This window comes from Caulobacter sp. GW821-FHT11A05, assembly GCF_058809015.1.
The window spans coordinates 46,223-65,975 of sequence record NZ_JBXASF010000011.1 but is presented as its reverse complement, the minus strand read 5'-3'; the positions used below and the strand labels follow the sequence as shown (position 1 = coordinate 65,975).

Sequence of the window (19,753 nt, the reverse complement as noted above, 5' to 3'; positions counted from 1 at the left end):
GGCCGTTAACGTCCGCTACCTCAAGCCTGCAAAGGCCTGGCCTGCATCCGCTTGACCAGCAGCGAGGCGGCGGCCGCCGTCAGGGCGGCGACGCCGGCGATGACGAAGGCCTCGAGGTAGCGCCCCTGCGCCGCCCGCCAGGCCCCAGCCCCGAAAGCGGCGCTGGCTGCGCCCAGCTGGTGGCCGGCGGCGATCCAGCCGAAGACGATAGGCCCGTCCTGGTCGCCGAAGGCCTCGTTGGCCAGTTTCACCGTCGGCGGCACGGTGGCGATCCAGTCGAGGCCGTAGAAGACGGCGAACAGGGTCAGGCTGAACAGATCGAACTGCAGGAAGGGCAGGGCCATCAGCGAGAGCCCGCGCAGGCCGTAGTAGACGAAGAGCAGCTTGCGCGGATCGTAGCGGTCGGTCAGCCAGCCCGAGGCGGTGGTCCCTACCAGGTCGAAGATGCCCATCAGCGCCAGCAGCCCGGCGGCGCGCACCTCCGGCATGCCGTTGTCGAGGCACAGCGAGATCATATGCACCCCGACCAGGCCGTTGGTGGTCAGGCCGCAGACGAAGAAGGAGCCGAACAGCAGCCAGAAGGTCTGGGTCTTCGCCGCCCGGCCGAGCGCCGTGAAGGCGCCGGTCAGGGCCTGGCGGGCGGGCAGGTTCTGGGGCGGCGCGTCGTCGGGGCCGGCCCCGTAGCGGGCCTGGCCAATGTCAGAGGGGCGCTCGGGCAGCAGCAGCCAGGCGACCGGGGCAAGCGCGCCCGTGGCCAGGGCGATGACGATGGCCACCGGCTGCCAGCCGCCGGTCTGGGCCAGGGCCGCCATGGCCGGCAGGAACACCAGGCTGCCGGTCGCCGCCGAGGCGCTGAGCAGGCCCATCATCAGGCCGCGATGGCTGACGAACCAGCGGTTCACCACCGTCGCCCCCAGCACCATGGCCACCGCCCCGCTGCCCAGACCCGCCATGACGCCCCAGGTGGCGATGAACTGCCAGGGCTCGGTCATCAGCAGGCTGAGGGCCACCGAGCCGCTCATCAGCAGCAGGGCCAGGGTCAGGGTGCGCCGGACACCAAACGACTGCATCAGGGCCGCCGCGAACGGCCCGGTCAGGCCATAGAGGAAGATGCCGACGGCGGCGCCCAGAGAGATGATCCCGCGGTTCCAGCCGAAGGCCTGCTCCAACGGCTGGATCAGCACCCCCGGCGCCGAGCGCAGGCCGGCGGCGGCCATCAGCGAGAGGAAGACGACGCCGAGGGCGACGAAGGCGTAACGCTGGCCGAAGGGGCGTTTCATGGCGGGACCTGTCGCGTCGATGAGAAGGCGACGGCCCTGTCGCGCTGGCGACTAGATGGGGCGGGTTGCTTTTGAAAACAACGCCTCAGATGCCGCCGAGCACGTCCCGCTTGAACTCCGCCGTGCAGGCCTCCCGCGCCTGGTTCAGCTGGGCCTTCACCTCGGCGGCTTGGTTGGCGAGGATTTCCTCGCCATTGGGAAGTTTGGCGTCCTTGGCGGGCTTCCACTTGCACTTGCCTTCGGCGACCACCTTCTTGGTCGCGGTATCGATCACCTGCAGCCGGACCATGTACAGCACATAGTAGTGGCCCCAGTCGGCCGACTTGTACATGTAGCCCCAGTAGGTCGTGGACACGTCGACGACGTAGCGCGCATCACCGGCCGCGCCGGCGATCTCGCCGGCCGAATGGCCCTTCACGGCCACCCGGGATTCGATGGCCGTGGCCCCGCGCGCCGTCGCAAGTGAGGCGACGAGATCGGCGCCCATGGCGACCGCCGGATCCTCGATGTGGTTGTCGCGCACCACGGCGTTGCCGTAGCCGATCATCATGAAGGCGCCCGCCATGCCCAGCCCCGCCTTGGTGGCGGTCATGGCCGCGAAGTCCGGCAACGGACGCTCCGTCGCCGCGATGGTCTGGCCGCTCATGGCGGCGATCGCCTTGGCGTCCAGCGGTTTAGGCTTGGCCTGGACGGCGGGCGCGAGAACGAGCGCGCCGATGGCGCAGGCGGCGGCAAGAGCGGTACGCATGAAAAATCCCCCCGGGCCGACTCCAAAGGGCCCGGAGGGATGCTTACGATTTCTGCCGGCCGCCCTGCAAGGCGGCCGGGTGCCGCGTCAGATCACGCTCAGCATTTCCGCCACCAGCGGGTGACGGACGATGTCGCGGTCCTCAAGGCGGATGACCGAGATGTTGCCGACCGCCTCCAGCTTTTCGGAAATGTCGGCCAGGCCCGAGAGGGTCGGCAGCAGGTCCGACTGGTTGGGGTCGCCGGTGACCACCATGGTCGAGTGCCAGCCCAGCCGCGTCAGCAGCATCTTCAGCTGGCCGTAGGTGCAGTTCTGGGCCTCGTCGATGACCACGAAGGCGTTGTTGAGCGTGCGGCCGCGCATGTAGCCGACCGGCGCGATCTCGATCAGGCCCTCGGCGATCAGCGCCTTGACCCGCTTCATGGACAGGCGGTCCGACAGGGCGTCGTACAGCGGCCGCAGGTAGGGGGCGAGCTTGTCCTCCATGTCGCCGGGTAGGTAGCCGATGGATTCGCCGGCCTCGACCGCCGGGCGGCTGAGCACGATGCGGCCGACCTTGCCGGCCTCCAGCGCCTCGACGGCCTTGGCGATGGCCAGATAGGTCTTGCCGGTGCCGGCCGGGCCCAGCGCCATCACCAGGTTCTTGTTGTCGATGGCCTCCATCAGGGCCTTCTGGCCTTCGGATTTGGGTTTTATTGTCTTGAGGTACCCCTGATCCCGGTCCTCCTGGCCATGTCCTCCCAGCGGCGACCAGCCGGCGCCGACGGGAAGACGGCGAATCTTGCTGTCCTCTCCGAACTGACCGGCATCAAAGGCGCCTTCGCGGGCAACACGCTTGAGGGCTCGCTTGGTCATGAATCAGGCCTCCACAGGGGCAAGAAAAAAGGGCGTCGCCACAACGGCGCGCCCTCGGGTCGGGATGGTGATGAAGGAGACACGTCCACGGCCGGGTGGGCCGCTTTCGCTGCTGTGCGTGGGCGGTGGAAACCGCCGGAACTCATAACACGACACCCAGGTCTCCGTCGTCAGGAGCACGCGGCCGAAGAGCCGACCGCGACAGGTTCGAGGAGATGGTTGGTCCCCTCGAATCGCCCGACTAGAATGAGGGTAACTTGGTTTATGAGCCGTTAAGCAAGCGCCTTCGCGCAATATACGGGGTGGACGGATGACTGTTTATGCTTTGGGCGATCGACGTCCGACTCTGCCCGCCAACGGCGAATACTGGATCGCCCCAAGTGCTTCGGTGATGGGCGAGGTGGTGCTCAAGAAGAACGCCAGCGTCTGGTGGGGCGCCACGTGCCGGGGCGACACCGACACCATCACCATCGGTGAGAATTCGAACATCCAGGACGGCTCTGTTCTTCATGCCGACTTCGGCGTGCCGCTGAACATCGGGGCCAACGTTACCGTCGGCCATATGGTGATGCTGCACGGCTGCACGATCGGCGACGGCACATTGGTCGGCATCGGCTCGATCATCCTCAATGGCGCGAAGATCGGTCGCAACTGCCTGATCGGCGCCAATTGCCTGATCACCGAGGGCAAGGAGATCCCGGACAACAGCATGGTGGTCGGCGCCCCCGGCAAGGTGATCCGCGAGATCGACGCCGACCGCGCCCGCATCCTCGAGGCATCGGCCCTGCATTATGTCGAGAACTGGAAGCGCTACGTCCGCGAGCTGGCCGTCATCGATTGACGGACGTCACGGAAGGTCGGCTCTCTGGTCCCAACAAGGGAGCACGCCATGGCCTACGAGTTCATCAAGGTCGACCGCGAGGGGCCGGTCACCATCATCACGCTCAACCGGCCGGAGGTGATGAACGCCCTCCATTCGCCGATGCATTTCGAGCTGCATGAGGCCTTCGACGCCTTCGCCGCCGATCCGGAGCAGTGGGTGGGCATCGTCACCGGGGCCGGCGAGCGGGCCTTCTCGGCCGGCAATGACCTGAAGCACCAGGCGGGCGGCGGCAAGATGGGCAACCCGCCGTCTGGCTTTGGCGGCATCACCGCCCGCTTCGACCTCAACAAGCCGCTGATCGCCGCGGTCAACGGCGTCGCCATGGGCGGCGGCTTCGAGATCGCCCTGGCCTGCGACATCATCCTGGCCGCCGACACCGCCGTCTTCGCCCTGCCGGAGCCGAAGGTCGGCCTGGCCGCCCTGGCCGGCGGCCTGCACCGCCTGCCGCGCCAGATCGGGCTGAAGCGGGCCATGGGCATGATCCTCACCGCCCGCCGCGTGCCGGCCGCCGAGGGTCTGCAGCTGGGCTTCGTCAACGCCGTCGTGCCGCCTCATGAGCTGATGGCCGAGGCCCTGAAATGGGCCGGATTGATCGCCGAGTGCAGCCCGATGTCGATCCGCGCCTCCAAGGAGACGGTGATGCAGGGGCTGGACGCGCCGTCGCTGGAAGCGGCGATCAAGGAACAGTTCAAGCACCCGGCCGTGGCGGCGCTGTTCAAGTCCGAGGACTTCGTCGAGGGGCCGATGGCCTTCGCCCAGAAGCGGCCGCCGCAGTGGAAGGGGCGTTAGGGTAGGGCAGGGGTCGCAATTTTCGGCGCGTCGCCTATTTAAGCGCGCTCATGACCCAATCTCCCCTTTCCGACGACCTCGTCGCCTCGTTCCAGATCGAAGGCTGGCCGGTCCGCGGCCGCATCACCCGTCTGGGCGCCACGGTCCACGAGGTGCTGACCCGCCATGACTATCCCGAGCCGGTGGCCAACCTGCTCGGAGAGGCCTGCGCCCTGGCCGCCCTGGTCGGCTCCAGCCTGAAGTTCGACGGCCGGCTGATCGTCCAGGCCCAGGGCGACGGGCCGGTGTCCTACGTGGTTTGCGACTACGACACCACCGGACAGTTCCGGGGCTACTGCCGCTTCGACGCCGATCGCGTGGCCGAGGTCAGCAAGGGCTTCATCCGCCCCGGGGCCCGCACCCTGCTGGGCGATGGCCTGTTCATCATGACGGTGGACCAGGGCGAGGACATGGAGCGCTACCAGGGCATCACCCAGATCGAGGGCGAGACCCTGGCCCTCTGCGCCGAGCAGTATTTCGCCCAGTCCGAACAGGTTCCGACCCGCATCCGCCTGGCCGTCGGCCAGGTCGACACCGGGGATGGGCCGACCTGGCGGGCCGGCGGGCTGATGATCCAGAACATCGCCTCCGACGACGCCCGCGGCTCGACCGAGGACGTCTGGACCCGGGCCGAGGCCCTGTTCCAGACCACCGGCGAGGACGAACTGGTCGACCCGACCCTGCCCTCCGAGACCCTGCTGTGGCGGCTGTTCAACGAGGACGGCGTGCGGGTGTTCGAACCGATGGCCCTGAAGGCCTTCTGCCGCTGCTCGGAGGCGCGGATCGCCACGGTGATCGAGAGCTTCACGCCCGAGGAGAAGGCCGAGATGATCGAGGACGACGGCAAGATCCGGGTGACCTGCGAATACTGCAGCCGGGTCTATGCGATCGATCCAGCGACAGTAGAAAGTTAGGCCCTCCCGACATGCCAGTCGCGCCGACAAGCCCGGACGAACTGCGCGCCCGGCTGTTGGCGCTCTTTCCAGCCTTTGCTCACGAACTCCCCGGCTCGCTCTACTCGGACGATGGCGGAGAGTTCACGGCCCATGGACTGTGGCTCGAGTTCACAGGCTTTTACCGCGAGCACGTCGTAGATTTCGGGTCGCCGGAAGTTATCGCGCTGTTCGATCTAATCGAGGTCTTCGTTGTGTCGGATCCGAATGATCGCGATCCGCTCGTGAACGCAGTTTGCACCTGCTTTCTGGAGAACATCGCTTCGGAGCCATCAGGCCATGCAAGCCGCAGCCTAATGGGGCCTTCTACGCGGGCTTTTTTTGACCTGTGGAACGTCGGGCCCGAATAGTCGCCAGCGGCTTCAGTTCAGCTTCCTCGAAGCCCCCGGCAGGTGCAGCGAGAACTCCGGGATCGCCGCCTCGAAGGCTTCGCCGTCGTCGGTGACCATCTGGTAGGCGCCGCTCATCAGGCCCGACGGCGTATCCAGCGGGCAACCGGAGACATAGCGGAACGCCTCGCGGCCTTTGAGGATCGGCTGCTCGCCGACCACGCCGCGGCCGCGCACCTCTTCCTGCCGGTTGCGGGCGTCGGTGATCACCCAGCGGCGGGAAACCAGCTGCACCGTCTCCTGGCCGTGATTCTCGATCTCGACGGTGTAGTTCCAGAAGTATTTGTTCTCGATCGGGTCGGAATGGGCCGGCTCATACGAGGCCTTCACCCGGACGACGACGTCGCGGGTGCGGGCTTCGTACACAGGGCTGTCGGTCGTTCCGCGTTTCCGTATGGGTCTCATGCAGCATCCAACGCCTGAACCACGTCCCTCGTCAGGTCGACGACATCCTCCAGGCCCACGCTCATCCGCACGAAACCTTCGGTCAGCCCGATTTCGAGCCGCTTTTCCTCGGGCATGGCGCGGTGGGTGGTGGTGGAGGGATGCGTCGCCATGGACTTGGCGTCGCCCAGATTGTTGCTGATGTCGACCAGGTTCAACCGGTCGAGGAATCGCCATGCCGCCTCACGCGAACCCAGGTCGAAGGCCAGCAGGTTGCCAAAGCCGCTCATCTGACTTCTGGCAACCTCAGATTGAGGATGATCAGCTCGGCCCGGATAGCGCACAGACTTCGTGGCGCGGTGGTCGCCGATGACGTCGGCCAGCACGGCGGCGGTCTCGGTCTGACGGCGCACGCGCAGATCCAGGGTTTCCAGGCCCTTGAGCAGCACCCAGGCGTTGAACGGGCTGATCGCCGGGCCGGTGTGGCGCAGGATGTCGCGGTAGCTTTCGTCCATCAGGGCGAAGTCGCCGAGGATGGCCCCGCCCAGCACCCGGCCCTGGCCGTCGATATGTTTGGTGGCGGAGTAGACGACGATGTCGGCGCCCAGCTGCAGCGGCTGCTGGAAGATCGGGGTGGCGAAGACGTTGTCGACCACCACCTTGGCGCCGGCCGCGTGGGCGATTCTGCAGACCGCGGCGATGTCGGTGATTTCCAGCAGCGGGTTGGCCGGGCTCTCGACCAGCACGCACTTGGTGTTGGGCCGCATGGCCGCTTCCCAGGCCGCAAGGTCGGTGGCGTCGACGAAGGTGGTCTCGACCCCGAAGCGCGGCAGCCACTGGCTGACGATCCAGTTGCAGCTGCCAAACAGCGCCCGGCCCGCCACCAGGTGGTCGCCGGCCTTCAACAGCCCGGTGAGGGCCACATGGACGGCGGCCATGCCGCTGGCCACGGCGCGGCAGAATTCGGCGCCCTCCAGCAGGGCCAGCCGCTCCTCGAACATCTGGGTCGTGGGGTTGGCGTAGCGGCTGTAGACGAAGCCCGGATCGTCGCCGGCGAAGCGGGCGTCGGCGGCGCCGGCGCTTTCATAGACGAAGCTCTGGGTCAGGTAGATGGGCTCGGAGGTCTCGCCGAACGGGCTGCGGTTCAGGCCGCCACGGATCAGCTTGGTGGCCGGCTGCCAGGATTTGGGATCTTCGGCCATGGGGGCTCCTTCGTGCTGCGGCGCTTGAACCGCATCAAGGGCGGAGGGGCAACCCTGTGGGGGCCAAACTTCTGTTGAGGGTCTTGTCAGCCGGGCTGGAAATGGAGCCGCACCGTCTCGCGGAAGATCAGGGCCTGACGACTGATCGCCTGGTCGTCATTCAGCGCCTTGGCGATGGTCATGCCGCCATAGGTAAAGGCCAGGATGGAGTCAGCCAGGTCCTCGATGGAGGCCTTGCCGCGCGGGGGATAGACGGCCGCGATTTCTCCCAGCCAGCCGATGAAGAAGTCCCGCCAGGCCCTGACGTTCTCGCTGTTCAGCCTGCGGGTTTCCCGGTCGAAGGCCAGGTCCTGGAAGGTGACCGAGGCGACAAAGCAGCCCGGGTGGTTGTCGAGGCCAGCTTCCATGGCCTCGGCGTAGAATTTCAGGAAGATCAGGAAGCTGTGCAGCGGATCGTCGCTCAGCTCGCGGGCGCGGTCACGCATGCTGTCCAGGAAGGACTGGTTCTCGGCCCGGTAGCGATCGACGACCTGGCGGGCCAGGTCGACCTTGTCCTTGAAGTGATAGAAGAAACCGCTCTTGGTGATGCCCGCGGCCTCGACCAGCTCCTCGATCGAGGTGGCGGCGAAGCCCTTGCGGATCACCGCCTCATAGGTGAGGTCGAGCAGCCGTTCGCGGGTCCGCGCGCCCTTGGTGAGGGCAGGGGACTGTACCTCCGGTACGGTTTTCGCCGCCTCGCCGCTTGCCATTGTCCCCGCCAGCCCTGATCCTGTCGCTCAAGTCCATGATAACACAGCGCAATCAGTCCGTGCGCAAAACCAACCACGCAGCCGCTAGAGGCTGAACGGCCAAAACCCTACCCCTCTTCGCCCCGAAACGAGGAGTACCCCATGTCCACCACCGACACCCACGGCCTGATCCTGACCGGCGCCAGCCGGACGACGGCCGACCTCTACGAACAGTCCGTCGCCGCCTACCAGTGCTATGCCGGCGACCCGGTCACGCCGCTGGAAACCGCCATCGCCGACAGCCCGGCCTTCGTCATGGCCCATGTGCTGAAGGCCTACCTGCATCTGATCGGCTCCAACGCCGAGGCCTTTGCGGTGGGCGTCCAGGCCTTCGAGACCGTGCGCCACCTGCCGGCCACCGATCGCGAGCGGGGCCACGTGGCCGCCGTCGGCAGCCTGATCGCCGGCGAGCTGCGGGCCGCCCAGCGCTTCCTGGAGGACGTCAGCATCGCCCACCCGCGCGATGTCCTGGCCCTGCAGGTGGGCCAGACGATCGACTTCCTGCTCGGCGACTCCCGCATGCTGCGCGACCGCATCGGCCGGGCCCTGCCGGCCTGGTCGGCCGAGATGCCGGGGTATCATGCGGTGCAGGGCTGCCTGGCCTTCGGGCTTGAGGAGACCGGCCTCTATGACCGCGCCGAGGCCGCCGGCCGGCTGGCGCTCGACCTGGAGCCGCGCAACGGCTGGGCCAAGCACGCCGTCGCCCACGTGCTGGAGATGCAGGATCGCCGGGCCGAGGGCGTCGCCTTCATGCGGGGCGATATCCCGAACTGGACCGAGAACAGCTTCTTCGCCATCCACAACTGGTGGCACCTGGGCCTTTTCCACCTGGGCCTGGGCGAGGTCGATACGGTGCTGGACCTGTTCGACGGGCCGATCTTCAGCAGCCGGTCGAACCTGGCGCTCGACATGGTCGACGCGGCGGCGATGCTGTGGCGGCTGGAACTGATGGGCATTGACGTCGGAGCCCGCTGGGCCGCCGTCGCCGACCTCTACGAGACCCAGCCGCATGGCCAGTACGCCTTCGATGACACCCACGCCATGCTGGCCTTCACCGGCGCCTGCCGGCGAGGCCAGGCCGACGCCGTGATTGCCGCCCAGCATGCGGCGCTCGCTGGCCCTGGCGACAACGCCATGTTCGTGCGTGAGGTCGGGCTGCCGGTGGCGCGGGCCATCGTCGCCTTCGGCGACGGCAAGTACCGCGACTGCGCCGACCTGCTGCGGGGCGTGCGCAGCGGTTCGGCCCGCTTCGGCGGCAGCCACGCCCAGCGCGACCTCATCGACCTGACCCTGATCGAGGCGGCCCGGCGCGGCGGTGACGCCGCGCTGGAGACGGCCTTGCTGGCCGAGCGGGCCAACGCCCGTGAGCAGGCCGCGGCCCGCGCCGCGCTGCTGGCGGCGGAGTGAGGCGGTCGGGCGGCCGGCTTGGTCGGCCGCCCGACATTTCACAAGGAACCCTGTTCGGCGAGGCTGCGTTGAGGTTAACGTAGCGTATGCCATTCCCCCTTGCCGGAGACATGACGCCTTGCCCCTGACGACGATCTTCCGTGTGTTCGCCGCCATTCTGGCCCTGTTTGGAATCCTCAACTTCGTCCTGCTGGTGCTGGCCGACCCGATCGGGCGGTTTTCGCCGATCAGCATCGGCGCCACCACCAGCCTGACCGACGCCATCCTGCTGTTCGGCGTCGGCGCCGGCGTCTGGGTCCTGGGACAGGGGGGCGGAGGGCATAAATCCCACCACTAGGCCCGCGCGGTGGCCATCCGGGACGCTGAAAACCCCGCCCGGCGGGGCTTTCGGCAATATGTCTAGACATATTCATCGCCGTTTTCAGCCCGTTCGGAGGGGGCCGAGGGAGGCGTTGGTCGCGGCGGCGCGATTTCGACCAACCGACCCCGCGCCCCGACCAACGCACCGACCTACGCCTCAGGCTACCGTCTCGCGGCCCGGGCCCACGCCAAAGCCAACGGATGCTGGGCTGGGACCGGGTTTCTCGCCGCATTCGAGCGACGCCGACAATTTCCGTTGGTCGGGTCGCGGGCGGTATAATGGTTGCGCCGCTTCGATAGGCGGGGAGCGCGGCAAGGCAATGGACGCCGCGGCCCCCGGGCTGCTCGTCGCAAAGCGGGCCTTCCAAGATTTCCTTGCCAGCGGGCCTGCGCGCGGCGAATGTGGTTCGACGATGACAGAAACACCGTCCGCGGGGATTCTTCCCTGCCAATCCATCGAGGATCTGGTCGCGCAAGGCGCCATCACCTCGCTTACCGCCTTCGACGACGACCAGGTCCAGCCGGCCAGTCTCGACCTGCGCCTGGGCCTTCGGGTCTGGCGGGTGCGCGCCTCCTTCCTGCCGGGTCGCCGCAAGGTGTCCGACCGGTTGCCGGACGTGGCCATGCACGAGCTGGACCTGACGCGCGGCGGCGCCGTGCTCGAGCGCGGCTGCGTCTACATCGCCGAGATCCAGGAGCGGCTGGCGCTGCCGCCGGGCATTTCGGCGCGCGGCAATCCCAAGAGCTCGTCCGGTCGGGTCGACGTCTTCGTCCGCCTGCTGACCGACCACGGCCACGCCTTCGACGACGTGGTCGAGGGTTATCATGGCCCGCTCTACCTGGAGATCGCGCCGCAGACCTTTTCGGTGCTGGTCCGGCCGGGCACCCGCCTCAACCAGCTGCGTCTCAAGCGCGGCAAGCCGCAGATCCTGGAGACCCGCAGCGTCGGCGTCGACCTGTCGGCCGGCATGGCCGGCTTCCGAGGCCGCCGGCACGCCGGGGTCATCGACCTGGACCACGAGGACGGCCACGACCCGCGCGACTTCTGGGAGCCGCTGGAGCCGCGCAAGGGCGAGCTGCTGCTCGACCCCAACGAGTTCTACATCCTGGCCTCCAAGGACGACATCGAGATCCCCGTCCTGCAGGCGGCCGAGATGACCCCCATCGACCCGGCCGTCGGCGAGTTCCGCGTCCACTACGCGGGCTTCTTCGACCCCGGCTTCGGCACGGCCGAGACCGACTCGGTCGGCTCCAAGGGCGTGCTGGAAGTGCGCAGCCACGAGACCCCCTTCCTGCTGGAGGACGGCCAGACCGTCGCCCGGCTGGTCTACGAGCCGCTCACCGCCCGCCCGACCCGCCTCTACGGCGAGGACGGCTCGCACTACCTGCGCCAGGGGCTGAAGCTGTCGAAGCACTTCAAGGTCTGGAAGTAGCGCTTAGTCGGGTGAGCTGGACTTAATGTCTAGGACACTTGACACGCGTTTGGCGCGATGAGACAAGCACCCTTGTCACAACGACAAGGAACAGCGACATGACTCTTGAACCCGCGACCAGCCGGGAGCGCCGAATTCGACGGCTCCTGCTCCTGGCGGTGGGCGGCTCCGTGGTGGCGGGCGGCATGCTGGGCGCGGCGGCGGTGATTGGGACCAAGCTTCCTGCCCCCATCGTGGCGACCGTGATCGGGGCGATCGGCGTCCTGGGCGTGGCGGGCGCGCTCTGGGCGGGCATGGCCTGGTGGCGCACCGTCGACGAGGCCGTCCGCGACGTCCACAAGACCAGCTGGTTCTGGGGCAGTACCGCCGGCCTTCTGGCCATCCTCGCCCTGGTGGTGGCGCTGTATACTGTCGGTCCGGAAGAGGACCTCAGCGTGGCGGCCACGATCCCGGGCGACGCCGGACTGATCCTGACCGGCCTGCTCCTGGTGATGTTCGCTCAACTCGTCGGCTACGGGATCGCCTGGGCGGCCCTGTGGCTGTGGCGCGGCCGCTGATCCGCGAAATTCCATCCGGACTGGAGACAATCATGATCAAGGCTTTCGACGGCAAGGCGCGCGCCGACCGCAGCCGGCTCCTGGTGATGTTGGCGCTGTTTGGCGCCGCCGCCGGGCTGGCGCTGGCGCTGGTGTCCATCCGGATGGAGTCATCGCTGCTGACCCTGGCCCTCGCCGTCTCTGGGGTCCTCCTCGCGATGGTCTCCCTGCAGGCCAGCCTGCGTTGGTGGAAGGCCGCCGACGAGGCGGTCAAGGAAGCCCACAAGAGCGGCTGGTACTGGGGCGGCGGGGCCGGACTGTCCGTGGCCGGCGGCTTGGTGGCCGTGTTGTTCTCCCTGGACACGGACGTCTCGCTCCGCCAGTTCGCGGTGTTCCCCGGAGAGGCCGGCTTGGTGGCCACGGGCCTGCTGATCGCGATCGTGCTGGCCTTCGCCGGATACACGGTCGCCTGGGCGGTCTGGTGGCTGCGCAATCGCTAGAGGGAGGCGTCCATGACCGGCAAAACCCCGATGAGCCCCGCCGTGAAGCGCTACATGAAGCGCTTCATCCCCAGCATGCTGCTCTATGTGGCTGTGCTGATGGGCTCCATCCTGGCCATCAAGCGGCTGCATCCGGAAGGGCCGCTGCTCTGGGTCCTGGCCGTGGCGCCGGCGCTGCCGATCCTGGCGGTGATCGCCGTGATGGGCCGCTATGTGGTCGAGGAGACCGACGAATTCCTGCGGATGATGGCGGTCCAGGCCATGCTCTGGGGCATCGGCATCACCCTGGCGGCGGCCACCGTCTGGGGCTTCCTGGAGAACGCCGACCTGGTGCCGCACGTCTCCAGCTTCCTGATCTTCCCGATCTTCTGCGCCGCCATGGGCCTGGCCCAGCCCTTCATCTGGAGGCGGTACCGGTGAAGAACCGCCTGAAGGTCCTGCGCGCCGAGCGCGACTGGAGCCAGGCCGATCTCGCCGACCGGCTGGAGGTCTCGCGCCAGACCGTCAACGCCATCGAGACAGGCAAATACGACCCCAGCCTGCCCCTGGCCTTCAAGATCGGCCGCCTGTTCGGGCAACCGATCGAAACCATCTTCGACGATGGGACCGTCACCTGACCGTGGCGCCCGGGCTGTTACAAGGATACGACCCCAAGATGCTTCCGAAGTTCATGCGTCTCCTCGCCCTCATCCTGGGCTTCCTGGCCCCCACGCTGGCGCACGCCGCCGAGCCGAGTCGCTTCACTGTCGAGGTGCGGGGGCAGGGGCCCGATGTCATCCTCATCCCCGGCCTGGCCTCCAGCCGCGCCGTCTGGGAACCGACCGCCAGGGCCCTTGAGGGCCGCTACCGGCTCCACATCGTGCAGGTGAACGGCTTCGCCGGCGCCCCGGCCGGGGCCAACGCCCAGGGCCCGGTCGTCGACGGCCTCGTCGAGGAACTGGCCGCCTATGTCGCCGACCGCAAGCTGGACCATCCGGCCGTCATCGGCCATTCGATGGGCGGCTTCACCGGCCTGGCCCTGGCGCGGCGCCATCCCGAGAGCGTCGGGCGGTTGATGGTCGTCGACGCCCTGCCGTTCTTCAGTGTGCTGATCAATGCGGCGGACGCCAAGGCGGCCGAGCCGACGGCGGCCGAGATCCGCAAGAACTTCGCCACCATGAGCGACGCCGACATGTTGTCGGTGCAGACCCGGACGATGAAGAACCTGGTCAAGGACGAGCAGGGCCGCAAGGACGCCGTCGCCTGGTCGATGGCCAGCGACCGCCAGGTGGTGGGCCAGGTGACCTATGAGATCATGACTTCCGACCTGCGCGGCGAACTGTCCGCCATCAGGACGCCGGTCACCGTCCTTTACGCCAAGGACGCCGCCATGGGCTTCCTCGGCAACTTCGTCGGCGGTCTGTACAAGGACAACTACGCCAGCCTTCCCGGCGCCAAGGTCATCCTGGTCGACAATTCCCTGCACTTCATCATGCTCGACCAGCCGGCGGTTTTCCTCCGCGAAGTCGAAACCTTCCTGAAATAACCTCAAAGCCCCTGAGTGGAGCGTTTCATGTTCAAGTCCCTGCGGACCTTCGCTGTTCTCGCCGTCAGCACGGTCGCCCTGCTCGGCGCCGCCTGCGCCAACCCGAGCTCTGCGCCGCCCGTCGCCGCCGCCGCCGCCGAGGCGCCGGCTCCGGCCATGTGGGTCATCAAGGACCACGACTCGACCATCTACCTGTTCGGCACCGTCCACCTGATGAAGCCCGGCCGGCAATGGCGCACGCCGAAGTTCGACGCCGCCTTCAACTCGGCCGAGGAGGTTTGGCTTGAGATCAACGAGGGTGAGGATCCGGCCGCCATGCAGGCCCTGGTCATGCAGCTCGGCATGGACGCCGCCAACCCGCTGTCCAAGCGCCTGACCACCGACGAGTACGCCCGCTTCAAGGCGGCGGCCGACAAATCCGGCCTGCCGGCCCAGGCTCTCGACCCGATGAAGCCCTGGATGGCGGCCATCACCCTGTCCTTCGTGCCGATGATGAAGGCCGGCTACGATCCCAACGCCGGCGTCGACAGCATCATCAAGGCCAGCGGCAAGGACGCCGCCAAGCCGATCCGCGCCTTCGAGAGCGCCGAACAGCAGCTGCGCTTCTTCGACAGCCTGCCGAACGAGATCCAGGTCGAGTTGCTGATGAGCAGCGTCGATGAGCTGGACGAGAGCGCCAAGATGCTCGACGCCCTGGTCGACTTCTGGGCCGTCGGCGACACCAAGGGGTTGGAGACCGAACTGGTCGCCGAGATGAAGGACAAATACCCGGAGCTCTACAAGGTGCTGATGGTCGACCGGAACACCGCCTGGGCGGACGTCCTGGCCAAGCGTCTGGAAGGCAAGGGCGTCAGCTTCGTCGCGGTCGGCTCGGCCCATCTGGTCGGTGACGACAGCGTGCAGAGCTTCCTGGCCAGGAAGGGCATCAAGGCCACCCGCTACTAGAGCGTCAGCAGGCCCGCCACCTGCTCGGGATGGGAGTAGTAGGGGAACAGGCCGGCCTCGGGCAGTTCCCCGAAGCTGACGCCGGGCAGGTAGTCGAACACCGCCTCGATGCCCGGCATCGGCATTTCCGGAAACTCGATCACCCGCCAGCTGGCGCCGCCGACCGCCGTCGGCGCCGTCCAGCCGCGGGCATAGAGCGCCTGCTCGACCGCGAAGCCGCGGGCGCTGCGGGCCGACATCGCCTGGCAGTCGCGGATCAGGCTGGTCAGGACGGTGGGCTCCTCGACGATGCGCCGGTCCGCGGCGATGTGATGGGCCGAACGCAGGATGGTCTCGCGCAGCAGGTTGGTGCTGTTCTGGCGGCGCATCAGTTCGGTGATCAGGTTGATCAGGTCCGGCTGGGTGAAGAACAGGCGCTTGACCGCCCCGGTCACGGTATTGGCCGCCCGCACCCGGTCCGTGCCCGAGGCGTTGGGCCGCAGCAGGACGCCGTCGGTGACCCGGTCCGGATAGCGGGACGCGAAGGCCAGGGCAGGGCCGACGCCGTCGTCTCGGGCGGCGATCCGCACCTGGCTCAGCCGCAGGGCATCGAGGACGGCGGCCATGTCCTCGGCGCAGGCTGTCAGGTAGTCGCCGCTGTGCTCGTCGGTCAGCCCGAACCCCGGCCGCTGCGGCACGATCGGCCGCCAGCCCTTGGCGTGCATCAGGGCCACGAAGGCGGGCGGCAGGGTGCGGCCGGTGATCGAGCCGTGCAGGATCAGGATCGGCCGCGAGCCGCGCGGGCCATAGTCCCAGAAGGCGGCCTGGCGGCCGTCCTTGGTCTGGATGACCCGCAGCCGGCCCGACAGGCTTTCGGGCTGCAGGGCGGTCTCGGCCCCATGGGTCATGGTCACCAGGGCGCCGGCCTCTGTGACGATGCGCACCAGGTCGCGGGCCCGGCCGACGCCGGCCTTGGCGTACAGGGCCTTCAGCTGGCCGCGGATGGTCGCCTCGCGCACCCCCAGCCGGGTCGCGATCTCCGGCGCGCTCAGCCCCTCGGCGGTCAGGGCCCCGACCCGGGCCTCGGCCGGCGTGGCGCCCAGCACCTTGCTCATCAGCGGCTTGAGGTCGGGTTCCAGGAAGATGTCGCCGCACATCAGGGTCATCAGCCGGCGGACGATATCGCTGGTCCGCTTGACCCCAAGCCGCTTCTTGATCTTGCCCAGCGCCTCGCGGGCGGTTTCGTAGCCGACCCCGATGCGCTCGGCGGCGACCTGCACGGTCGGCGCGTCCAGCATGGCCTCGGCCAGCCGCGATTCCAGCGGGGTCAGGCCCAGCATGCCGGCTGCTTCCAGGGCTAGCGACTTGTCGCGCGAGGGGGCGAAGCAGATCAGCACGATGCGCCGCGATCCGGCGGCGGCGATGTCGCGCACCTCCTGCGGCAGCGGCCAGTTTTCGCTGGCCTGCGGACCGGCGGCGCAGGCGGCCATGGCCGCCCCCCGCAGGTCGTCGACGAGGCCCGAGGCCTGGCCCTGACGGGCGGCCTGCTGGGTCAGGCGGCGCAGGGCGGGGCTGTCGCCGGGATTGCCGAACCAGGCGCGGAAGCGGCTGTCGGCGTAGTGGCAGCGATGGTCCAGCCCGACCACCGCGAGGCCGAAGCCGGCCCGCGGAGCCAGGCTGGTGAAGGCCGAGGCGTTGATCACCGCTGCCATCTGCAGGGCCTCGGCCAGGGCTTCCGGGTCGCGGTCGGCCGTGGTGTGCAGCAGTTGCCAGCTGTCGATGGTCGCCATGCTGACATCGCCCGTGGCGAGCCGGTCCAGCAGCCCGGGCGTGGTCTCTACGCTATCGAACACGACGCAAACTTTCCCCGACACGTCCCTCGGGGCATGCCTAACATGGGTATGTGAGGTCAGGCCACCTTTTCGCGCAGGTAGATCGAGCGCTTCGGCGTGATCATCACGCGCTGCAGCATCGGCTCGAAGGCTTCCAGCGGCATCGACTTGAAACTTGGATCAAACGCTTCCTGGTCGAACAGATGGCAGAACTGGGCGGTGTATTCGAAGTCCGGATGGCCGCGATACTGGTCACGCATGTTCCGGTCCAGGCCCAGGTGGTGGAAGAAGTAGTAGCCCTGGAAGATGGCGTGGTTGGCGACCATCCAGTGGTTCCGCTCCGAGACGAAGGGCTGGACGATGGCGGCGGCGACGTCGGCGTGATTGCGCGGGCCAAGGGTGTCGCCGATGTCGTGCAGCAGGGCGCAGACGACATATTCCTCGTCCATGCCGGCCTGGTGGGCGCGGGTGGCGGTCTGCAGGCTGTGCTCCAGCCGATCGACGGCGAAGCCGCCGCAGTCGCCTTCCAGCAGCTTCATATGGGCGATCAGCCGGTCCGGCAGACCGCGCCCGAACTCGGCCGAGGCCTGGGCGATGGCCAGCCAGTCCTCCTGGGTGCCCTCGGTCATGGCGTGGAACTTGGCCCGCGCCTCGTGCCCGTGTTCGCCGTCAGCCATGGTCGCGCCTCCAAACGCTCGTTTGACCCATGGTGCGTGAGGGGAGGGCGGGCGTCAACTTTGGGACTGCGGGTCCCTTGCGGCGCAGGGCGAATTGGCTATGTTGCGCGCCCCGGCGATGCCGAGGACGCGGCCGTAGTTCAGAGGTAGAACGTCAGCTTCCCAAGCTGAATGTCGGGGGTTCGATTCCCCCCGGCCGCTCCAATTCCCCCAACTTGACGTTGATTGGCCGAATACTTCGCGATTACAGCGGGGGTGCGACAATATACGCTACCCTATTCGGTGAACCCGGTTCCTCATCATCATCCTTAATTAATCCTAATTGCGCGAACTGGGTCCAAATCCGAACGCGGATTGGGGAAACGCTATGAAGTTCAAGCTGAAGACGGGTGGCCGCATGGCCCTCGGGTTCCTGGCGATCATCGTCGTCATGGTGATCACGCTTGGAACGGTCATTCCCCAGATCCAGGATTCCGTCCGCCGGGTGAACCTGGCGGAGGATGTGCGCGGCCCGGCGGCGATGACCAGCCTCAAGCTGTCCATCGCCACCGTCAGCTCGGCCAACGCCCTGCGCGGCTACATCATCACCGGCGATCCGGCCCTGCGCACCGTCTGGTCGCAGCAATGGACACGCGTCAATGAACTGACGGTGGTGATGAACGGCCTGGCGCCGAAGTTCACCAGCGCCGAGAACCGGCAGGCCTGGGCCGACCTGACCCAGACCCTTCCGCAGCTGAAGGCCGCCCAGGCGGCGGCGCTGGACGTTGCGGACAGCGGCGACAAGGCCGCCGCGGCCGAAACTCTGAAGGCGCGGGTCCTGCCCCTGTTCAACCAGTCGCAGGCCCTGCTGGTCGGGAAAGACGGCAACAGTGGGCTGGCCGGACGCCAGAGCGCCCTTCTGACCAGCGACATGGAGGCGACCCTTGGTCATATGAAGGCCAGCGAGCTGCAGATCATGCTCAGCCTCGCCGGCCTGGTGGTGCTGGCCTGCGTCGTGGCCTGGCTGACCACCCGCGCCATCGTCCAGCCGCTGACCCGCCTGAACGCCGTGCTGCTGCAGATGGCCCACGGCCGCTTCGACATCCAGGTGTTCGGAACCGGGCGGCCTGACGAGATCGGCGACATCGCCCGGTCGGCCGAGGTGTTCCGCGAGAACGGCATCGAGCGAGCCAAGCTGGAGGCCGAGGCGGCCGTGTTCCAGCAGCACCTCGACGCCAAGCTCAAGGAGACCGAAGCAGCGTTCGAGGCGGCGGGCCGCGAACAGAGCAAGCTCGTCGAGGCCATGGCCACCCAGCTTTCGGCCCTGGCGGCCGGCGACCTGACCGTGCGGCTCAACGCCGAGGTGGCGGCCGATTACGCGGCCCTCAAACGCGACTTCAACGGCGCGGTGTCCAGCCTGGAGCAGGCGATCCTGACCATCGGCCATTCGGCCTCGGGCATCGGGGCCGGAACGCAGCAGATCGCGGCGGCGGCCGACGACCTGTCGCGGCGCACCGAACATCAGGCCGCGAGCCTCGAAGAAACGGCGGCGGCGCTCGACCAGATCACGGCGACCGTCCGCCGCACGGCCACGGGAGCCTCGGACATGGCCAAGGTGGTGGCGACAGCCCGCAACGACGCCGCCTCCTCCACCGAGATCGTCGCCCAGACCGTGACCGCCATGGACGCCATCGCCGCCTCCTCGGTGCAGATCGGCGAGATCATCGGCGTGATCGACGAAATCGCCTTCCAGACCAACCTGCTGGCGCTCAACGCCGGCGTCGAGGCCGCCCGGGCCGGTGAGTCCGGCCGCGGCTTCGCGGTGGTCGCCACCGAGGTGCGCAGCCTGGCCGAACGCTCGGCCAATGCCGCCAAGGAGATCAAGGCGCTGATCAACACCTCGGCCGAGCATGTCGGCCGGGGCGTCAATCTGGTCGCCCAGACCGGCGCCGCCCTGCAGCGCATCGCCGCGCAGGTGACCTCGATCGACAGTGAGGTGAGCGGCATCAACGCCTCGGCCCAGGAGCAGGCCACCGGGCTTCAACAGGTCAACACGGCCGTCAACCAGATGGACCAGGTGGTGCAGCAGAACGCCGCCATGGTCGAAGAATCGACGGCGGCCACCCACACCCTGCGCGGCGAGGCCAACCAGCTCACCGAGCTGGTCGGCCGCTTCAAGGTCGAAGATCGGTCCGCTGGCGCGGGTGCGTCGTCCCGGAGCATGAGGACAGCCGCCTGACCGGCCAGGTTTCGCGGCGGTTGATCGCAGT

22 protein-coding genes and 1 tRNA gene are annotated in these 19,753 nt (G+C 67.9%); 15 read left to right on the top strand and 8 right to left on the bottom strand.

The window, feature by feature from the left end:
• Positions 1-20: 20 nt before the first annotated feature.
• The 3 genes from AC1RSK_RS16125 to AC1RSK_RS16115 form a co-directional block, all read right to left on the bottom strand.
• Positions 21-1,280 carry an MFS transporter gene (locus AC1RSK_RS16125; protein ID WP_492908602.1) on the bottom strand — a complete coding sequence of 420 codons (1,260 nt, stop codon included), beginning with the start codon at positions 1,278-1,280 and terminating at the stop codon, positions 21-23.
• 85 nt (positions 1,281-1,365) lie between these two features.
• Positions 1,366-2,028 carry a hypothetical protein gene (locus AC1RSK_RS16120; RefSeq protein ID WP_492908600.1) on the bottom strand — a complete coding sequence of 221 codons (663 nt, stop codon included), beginning with the start codon at positions 2,026-2,028 and terminating at the stop codon, positions 1,366-1,368.
• A gap of 87 nt (positions 2,029-2,115) precedes the next feature.
• The gene (locus AC1RSK_RS16115; protein ID WP_492908599.1) at positions 2,116-2,883 is read right to left on the bottom strand and encodes a PhoH family protein; all 768 of its coding nucleotides are present in this window, start codon (positions 2,881-2,883) and stop codon (positions 2,116-2,118) included.
• Positions 2,884-3,193: 310 nt separating this feature from the next.
• Between AC1RSK_RS16115 and AC1RSK_RS16110 the strand changes: the two genes are divergently transcribed.
• From AC1RSK_RS16110 to AC1RSK_RS16095, 4 genes are read left to right on the top strand one after another with little or no spacing between them, the layout of a single operon-like run.
• Complete coding sequence (locus AC1RSK_RS16110; RefSeq protein WP_492908598.1) at positions 3,194-3,724, top strand: gamma carbonic anhydrase family protein; 531 nt, start codon at positions 3,194-3,196, stop codon at positions 3,722-3,724.
• Between the two features lie 48 nt (positions 3,725-3,772).
• Positions 3,773-4,555 carry an enoyl-CoA hydratase-related protein gene (locus AC1RSK_RS16105; RefSeq protein ID WP_492908597.1) on the top strand — a complete coding sequence of 261 codons (783 nt, stop codon included), beginning with the start codon at positions 3,773-3,775 and terminating at the stop codon, positions 4,553-4,555.
• A 50-nt stretch (positions 4,556-4,605) separates the two neighbouring features.
• Entirely contained in the window at positions 4,606-5,508 is a 903-nt protein-coding gene (locus AC1RSK_RS16100) for an Hsp33 family molecular chaperone (protein WP_492908596.1), read from the top strand.
• Between the two features lie 11 nt (positions 5,509-5,519).
• Positions 5,520-5,897 carry a hypothetical protein gene (locus tag AC1RSK_RS16095; RefSeq protein ID WP_492908595.1) on the top strand — a complete coding sequence of 126 codons (378 nt, stop codon included), beginning with the start codon at positions 5,520-5,522 and terminating at the stop codon, positions 5,895-5,897.
• A 12-nt stretch (positions 5,898-5,909) separates the two neighbouring features.
• Here AC1RSK_RS16095 and apaG read toward each other — a convergent pair whose 3' ends face one another.
• The 3 genes from apaG to AC1RSK_RS16080 form a co-directional block, all read right to left on the bottom strand.
• Complete coding sequence (gene apaG / locus AC1RSK_RS16090; RefSeq protein ID WP_492908594.1) at positions 5,910-6,341, bottom strand: Co2+/Mg2+ efflux protein ApaG; 432 nt, start codon at positions 6,339-6,341, stop codon at positions 5,910-5,912.
• The gene (gene metZ / locus AC1RSK_RS16085) at positions 6,338-7,522 is read right to left on the bottom strand and encodes an O-succinylhomoserine sulfhydrylase (RefSeq protein WP_492908593.1); all 1,185 of its coding nucleotides are present in this window, start codon (positions 7,520-7,522) and stop codon (positions 6,338-6,340) included. Before metZ ends, apaG begins: the two co-directional genes overlap by 4 nt.
• An 86-nt stretch (positions 7,523-7,608) precedes the next feature.
• Entirely contained in the window at positions 7,609-8,271 is a 663-nt protein-coding gene (locus tag AC1RSK_RS16080) for a TetR/AcrR family transcriptional regulator (protein ID WP_492908592.1), read from the bottom strand.
• Positions 8,272-8,412: 141 nt separating this feature from the next.
• Here AC1RSK_RS16080 and AC1RSK_RS16075 point away from each other — a divergent pair, with 141 nt between their 5' ends.
• The 9 genes from AC1RSK_RS16075 (at position 8,413) to AC1RSK_RS16035 (ending at position 15,016) form a co-directional block, all read left to right on the top strand.
• Positions 8,413-9,717 (top strand): tetratricopeptide repeat protein, encoded by a 1,305-nt coding sequence (locus tag AC1RSK_RS16075; protein ID WP_492908591.1) that lies wholly within the window; start codon positions 8,413-8,415, stop codon positions 9,715-9,717.
• 118 nt (positions 9,718-9,835) lie between these two features.
• Entirely contained in the window at positions 9,836-10,054 is a 219-nt protein-coding gene (locus AC1RSK_RS16070) for a hypothetical protein (RefSeq protein WP_492908590.1), read from the top strand.
• 436 nt (positions 10,055-10,490) lie between these two features.
• Complete coding sequence (locus AC1RSK_RS16065; protein WP_492908589.1) at positions 10,491-11,510, top strand: 2'-deoxycytidine 5'-triphosphate deaminase; 1,020 nt, start codon at positions 10,491-10,493, stop codon at positions 11,508-11,510.
• A gap of 98 nt (positions 11,511-11,608) precedes the next feature.
• Positions 11,609-12,067, top strand: coding sequence for a hypothetical protein (locus AC1RSK_RS16060; RefSeq protein WP_492908588.1), 459 nt, complete (start codon positions 11,609-11,611; stop codon positions 12,065-12,067).
• A gap of 32 nt (positions 12,068-12,099) precedes the next feature.
• Positions 12,100-12,546, top strand: coding sequence for a hypothetical protein (locus AC1RSK_RS16055; protein ID WP_492908587.1), 447 nt, complete (start codon positions 12,100-12,102; stop codon positions 12,544-12,546).
• Positions 12,547-12,558: 12 nt separating this feature from the next.
• A complete protein-coding gene (locus AC1RSK_RS16050; RefSeq protein WP_492908586.1) occupies positions 12,559-12,966 on the top strand; it encodes a hypothetical protein in 408 nt (135 codons plus the stop codon).
• On the top strand, positions 12,963-13,163 hold the full coding sequence (locus AC1RSK_RS16045) for a helix-turn-helix transcriptional regulator (protein ID WP_492908585.1): 201 nt from the start codon (positions 12,963-12,965) through the stop codon (positions 13,161-13,163). Before AC1RSK_RS16050 ends, AC1RSK_RS16045 begins: the two co-directional genes overlap by 4 nt.
• Before the next feature lie 53 nt (positions 13,164-13,216).
• Complete coding sequence (locus AC1RSK_RS16040) at positions 13,217-14,071, top strand: alpha/beta fold hydrolase (protein ID WP_492908584.1); 855 nt, start codon at positions 13,217-13,219, stop codon at positions 14,069-14,071.
• Between the two features lie 27 nt (positions 14,072-14,098).
• Positions 14,099-15,016, top strand: coding sequence for a TraB/GumN family protein (locus AC1RSK_RS16035; RefSeq protein ID WP_492908583.1), 918 nt, complete (start codon positions 14,099-14,101; stop codon positions 15,014-15,016).
• On the opposite strand, the gene AC1RSK_RS16030 is transcribed toward AC1RSK_RS16035, so the two are convergent.
• A complete protein-coding gene (locus tag AC1RSK_RS16030; RefSeq protein WP_492908582.1) occupies positions 15,013-16,848 on the bottom strand; it encodes a bifunctional helix-turn-helix transcriptional regulator/alpha/beta hydrolase in 1,836 nt (611 codons plus the stop codon). The genes AC1RSK_RS16035 and AC1RSK_RS16030 overlap by 4 nt on opposite strands.
• Positions 16,849-16,904: 56 nt before the next feature.
• Positions 16,905-17,504 carry an HD domain-containing protein gene (locus AC1RSK_RS16025; protein ID WP_492908581.1) on the bottom strand — a complete coding sequence of 200 codons (600 nt, stop codon included), beginning with the start codon at positions 17,502-17,504 and terminating at the stop codon, positions 16,905-16,907.
• A gap of 129 nt (positions 17,505-17,633) precedes the next feature.
• Between AC1RSK_RS16025 and AC1RSK_RS16020 the strand changes: the two genes are divergently transcribed.
• Both AC1RSK_RS16020 and AC1RSK_RS16015 read left to right on the top strand, forming a co-directional pair.
• Positions 17,634-17,708 (top strand) — tRNA-Gly (locus tag AC1RSK_RS16020).
• A gap of 163 nt (positions 17,709-17,871) precedes the next feature.
• Positions 17,872-19,722, top strand: coding sequence for a methyl-accepting chemotaxis protein (locus AC1RSK_RS16015; protein WP_492908580.1), 1,851 nt, complete (start codon positions 17,872-17,874; stop codon positions 19,720-19,722).
• Positions 19,723-19,753: the final 31 nt, after the last annotated feature.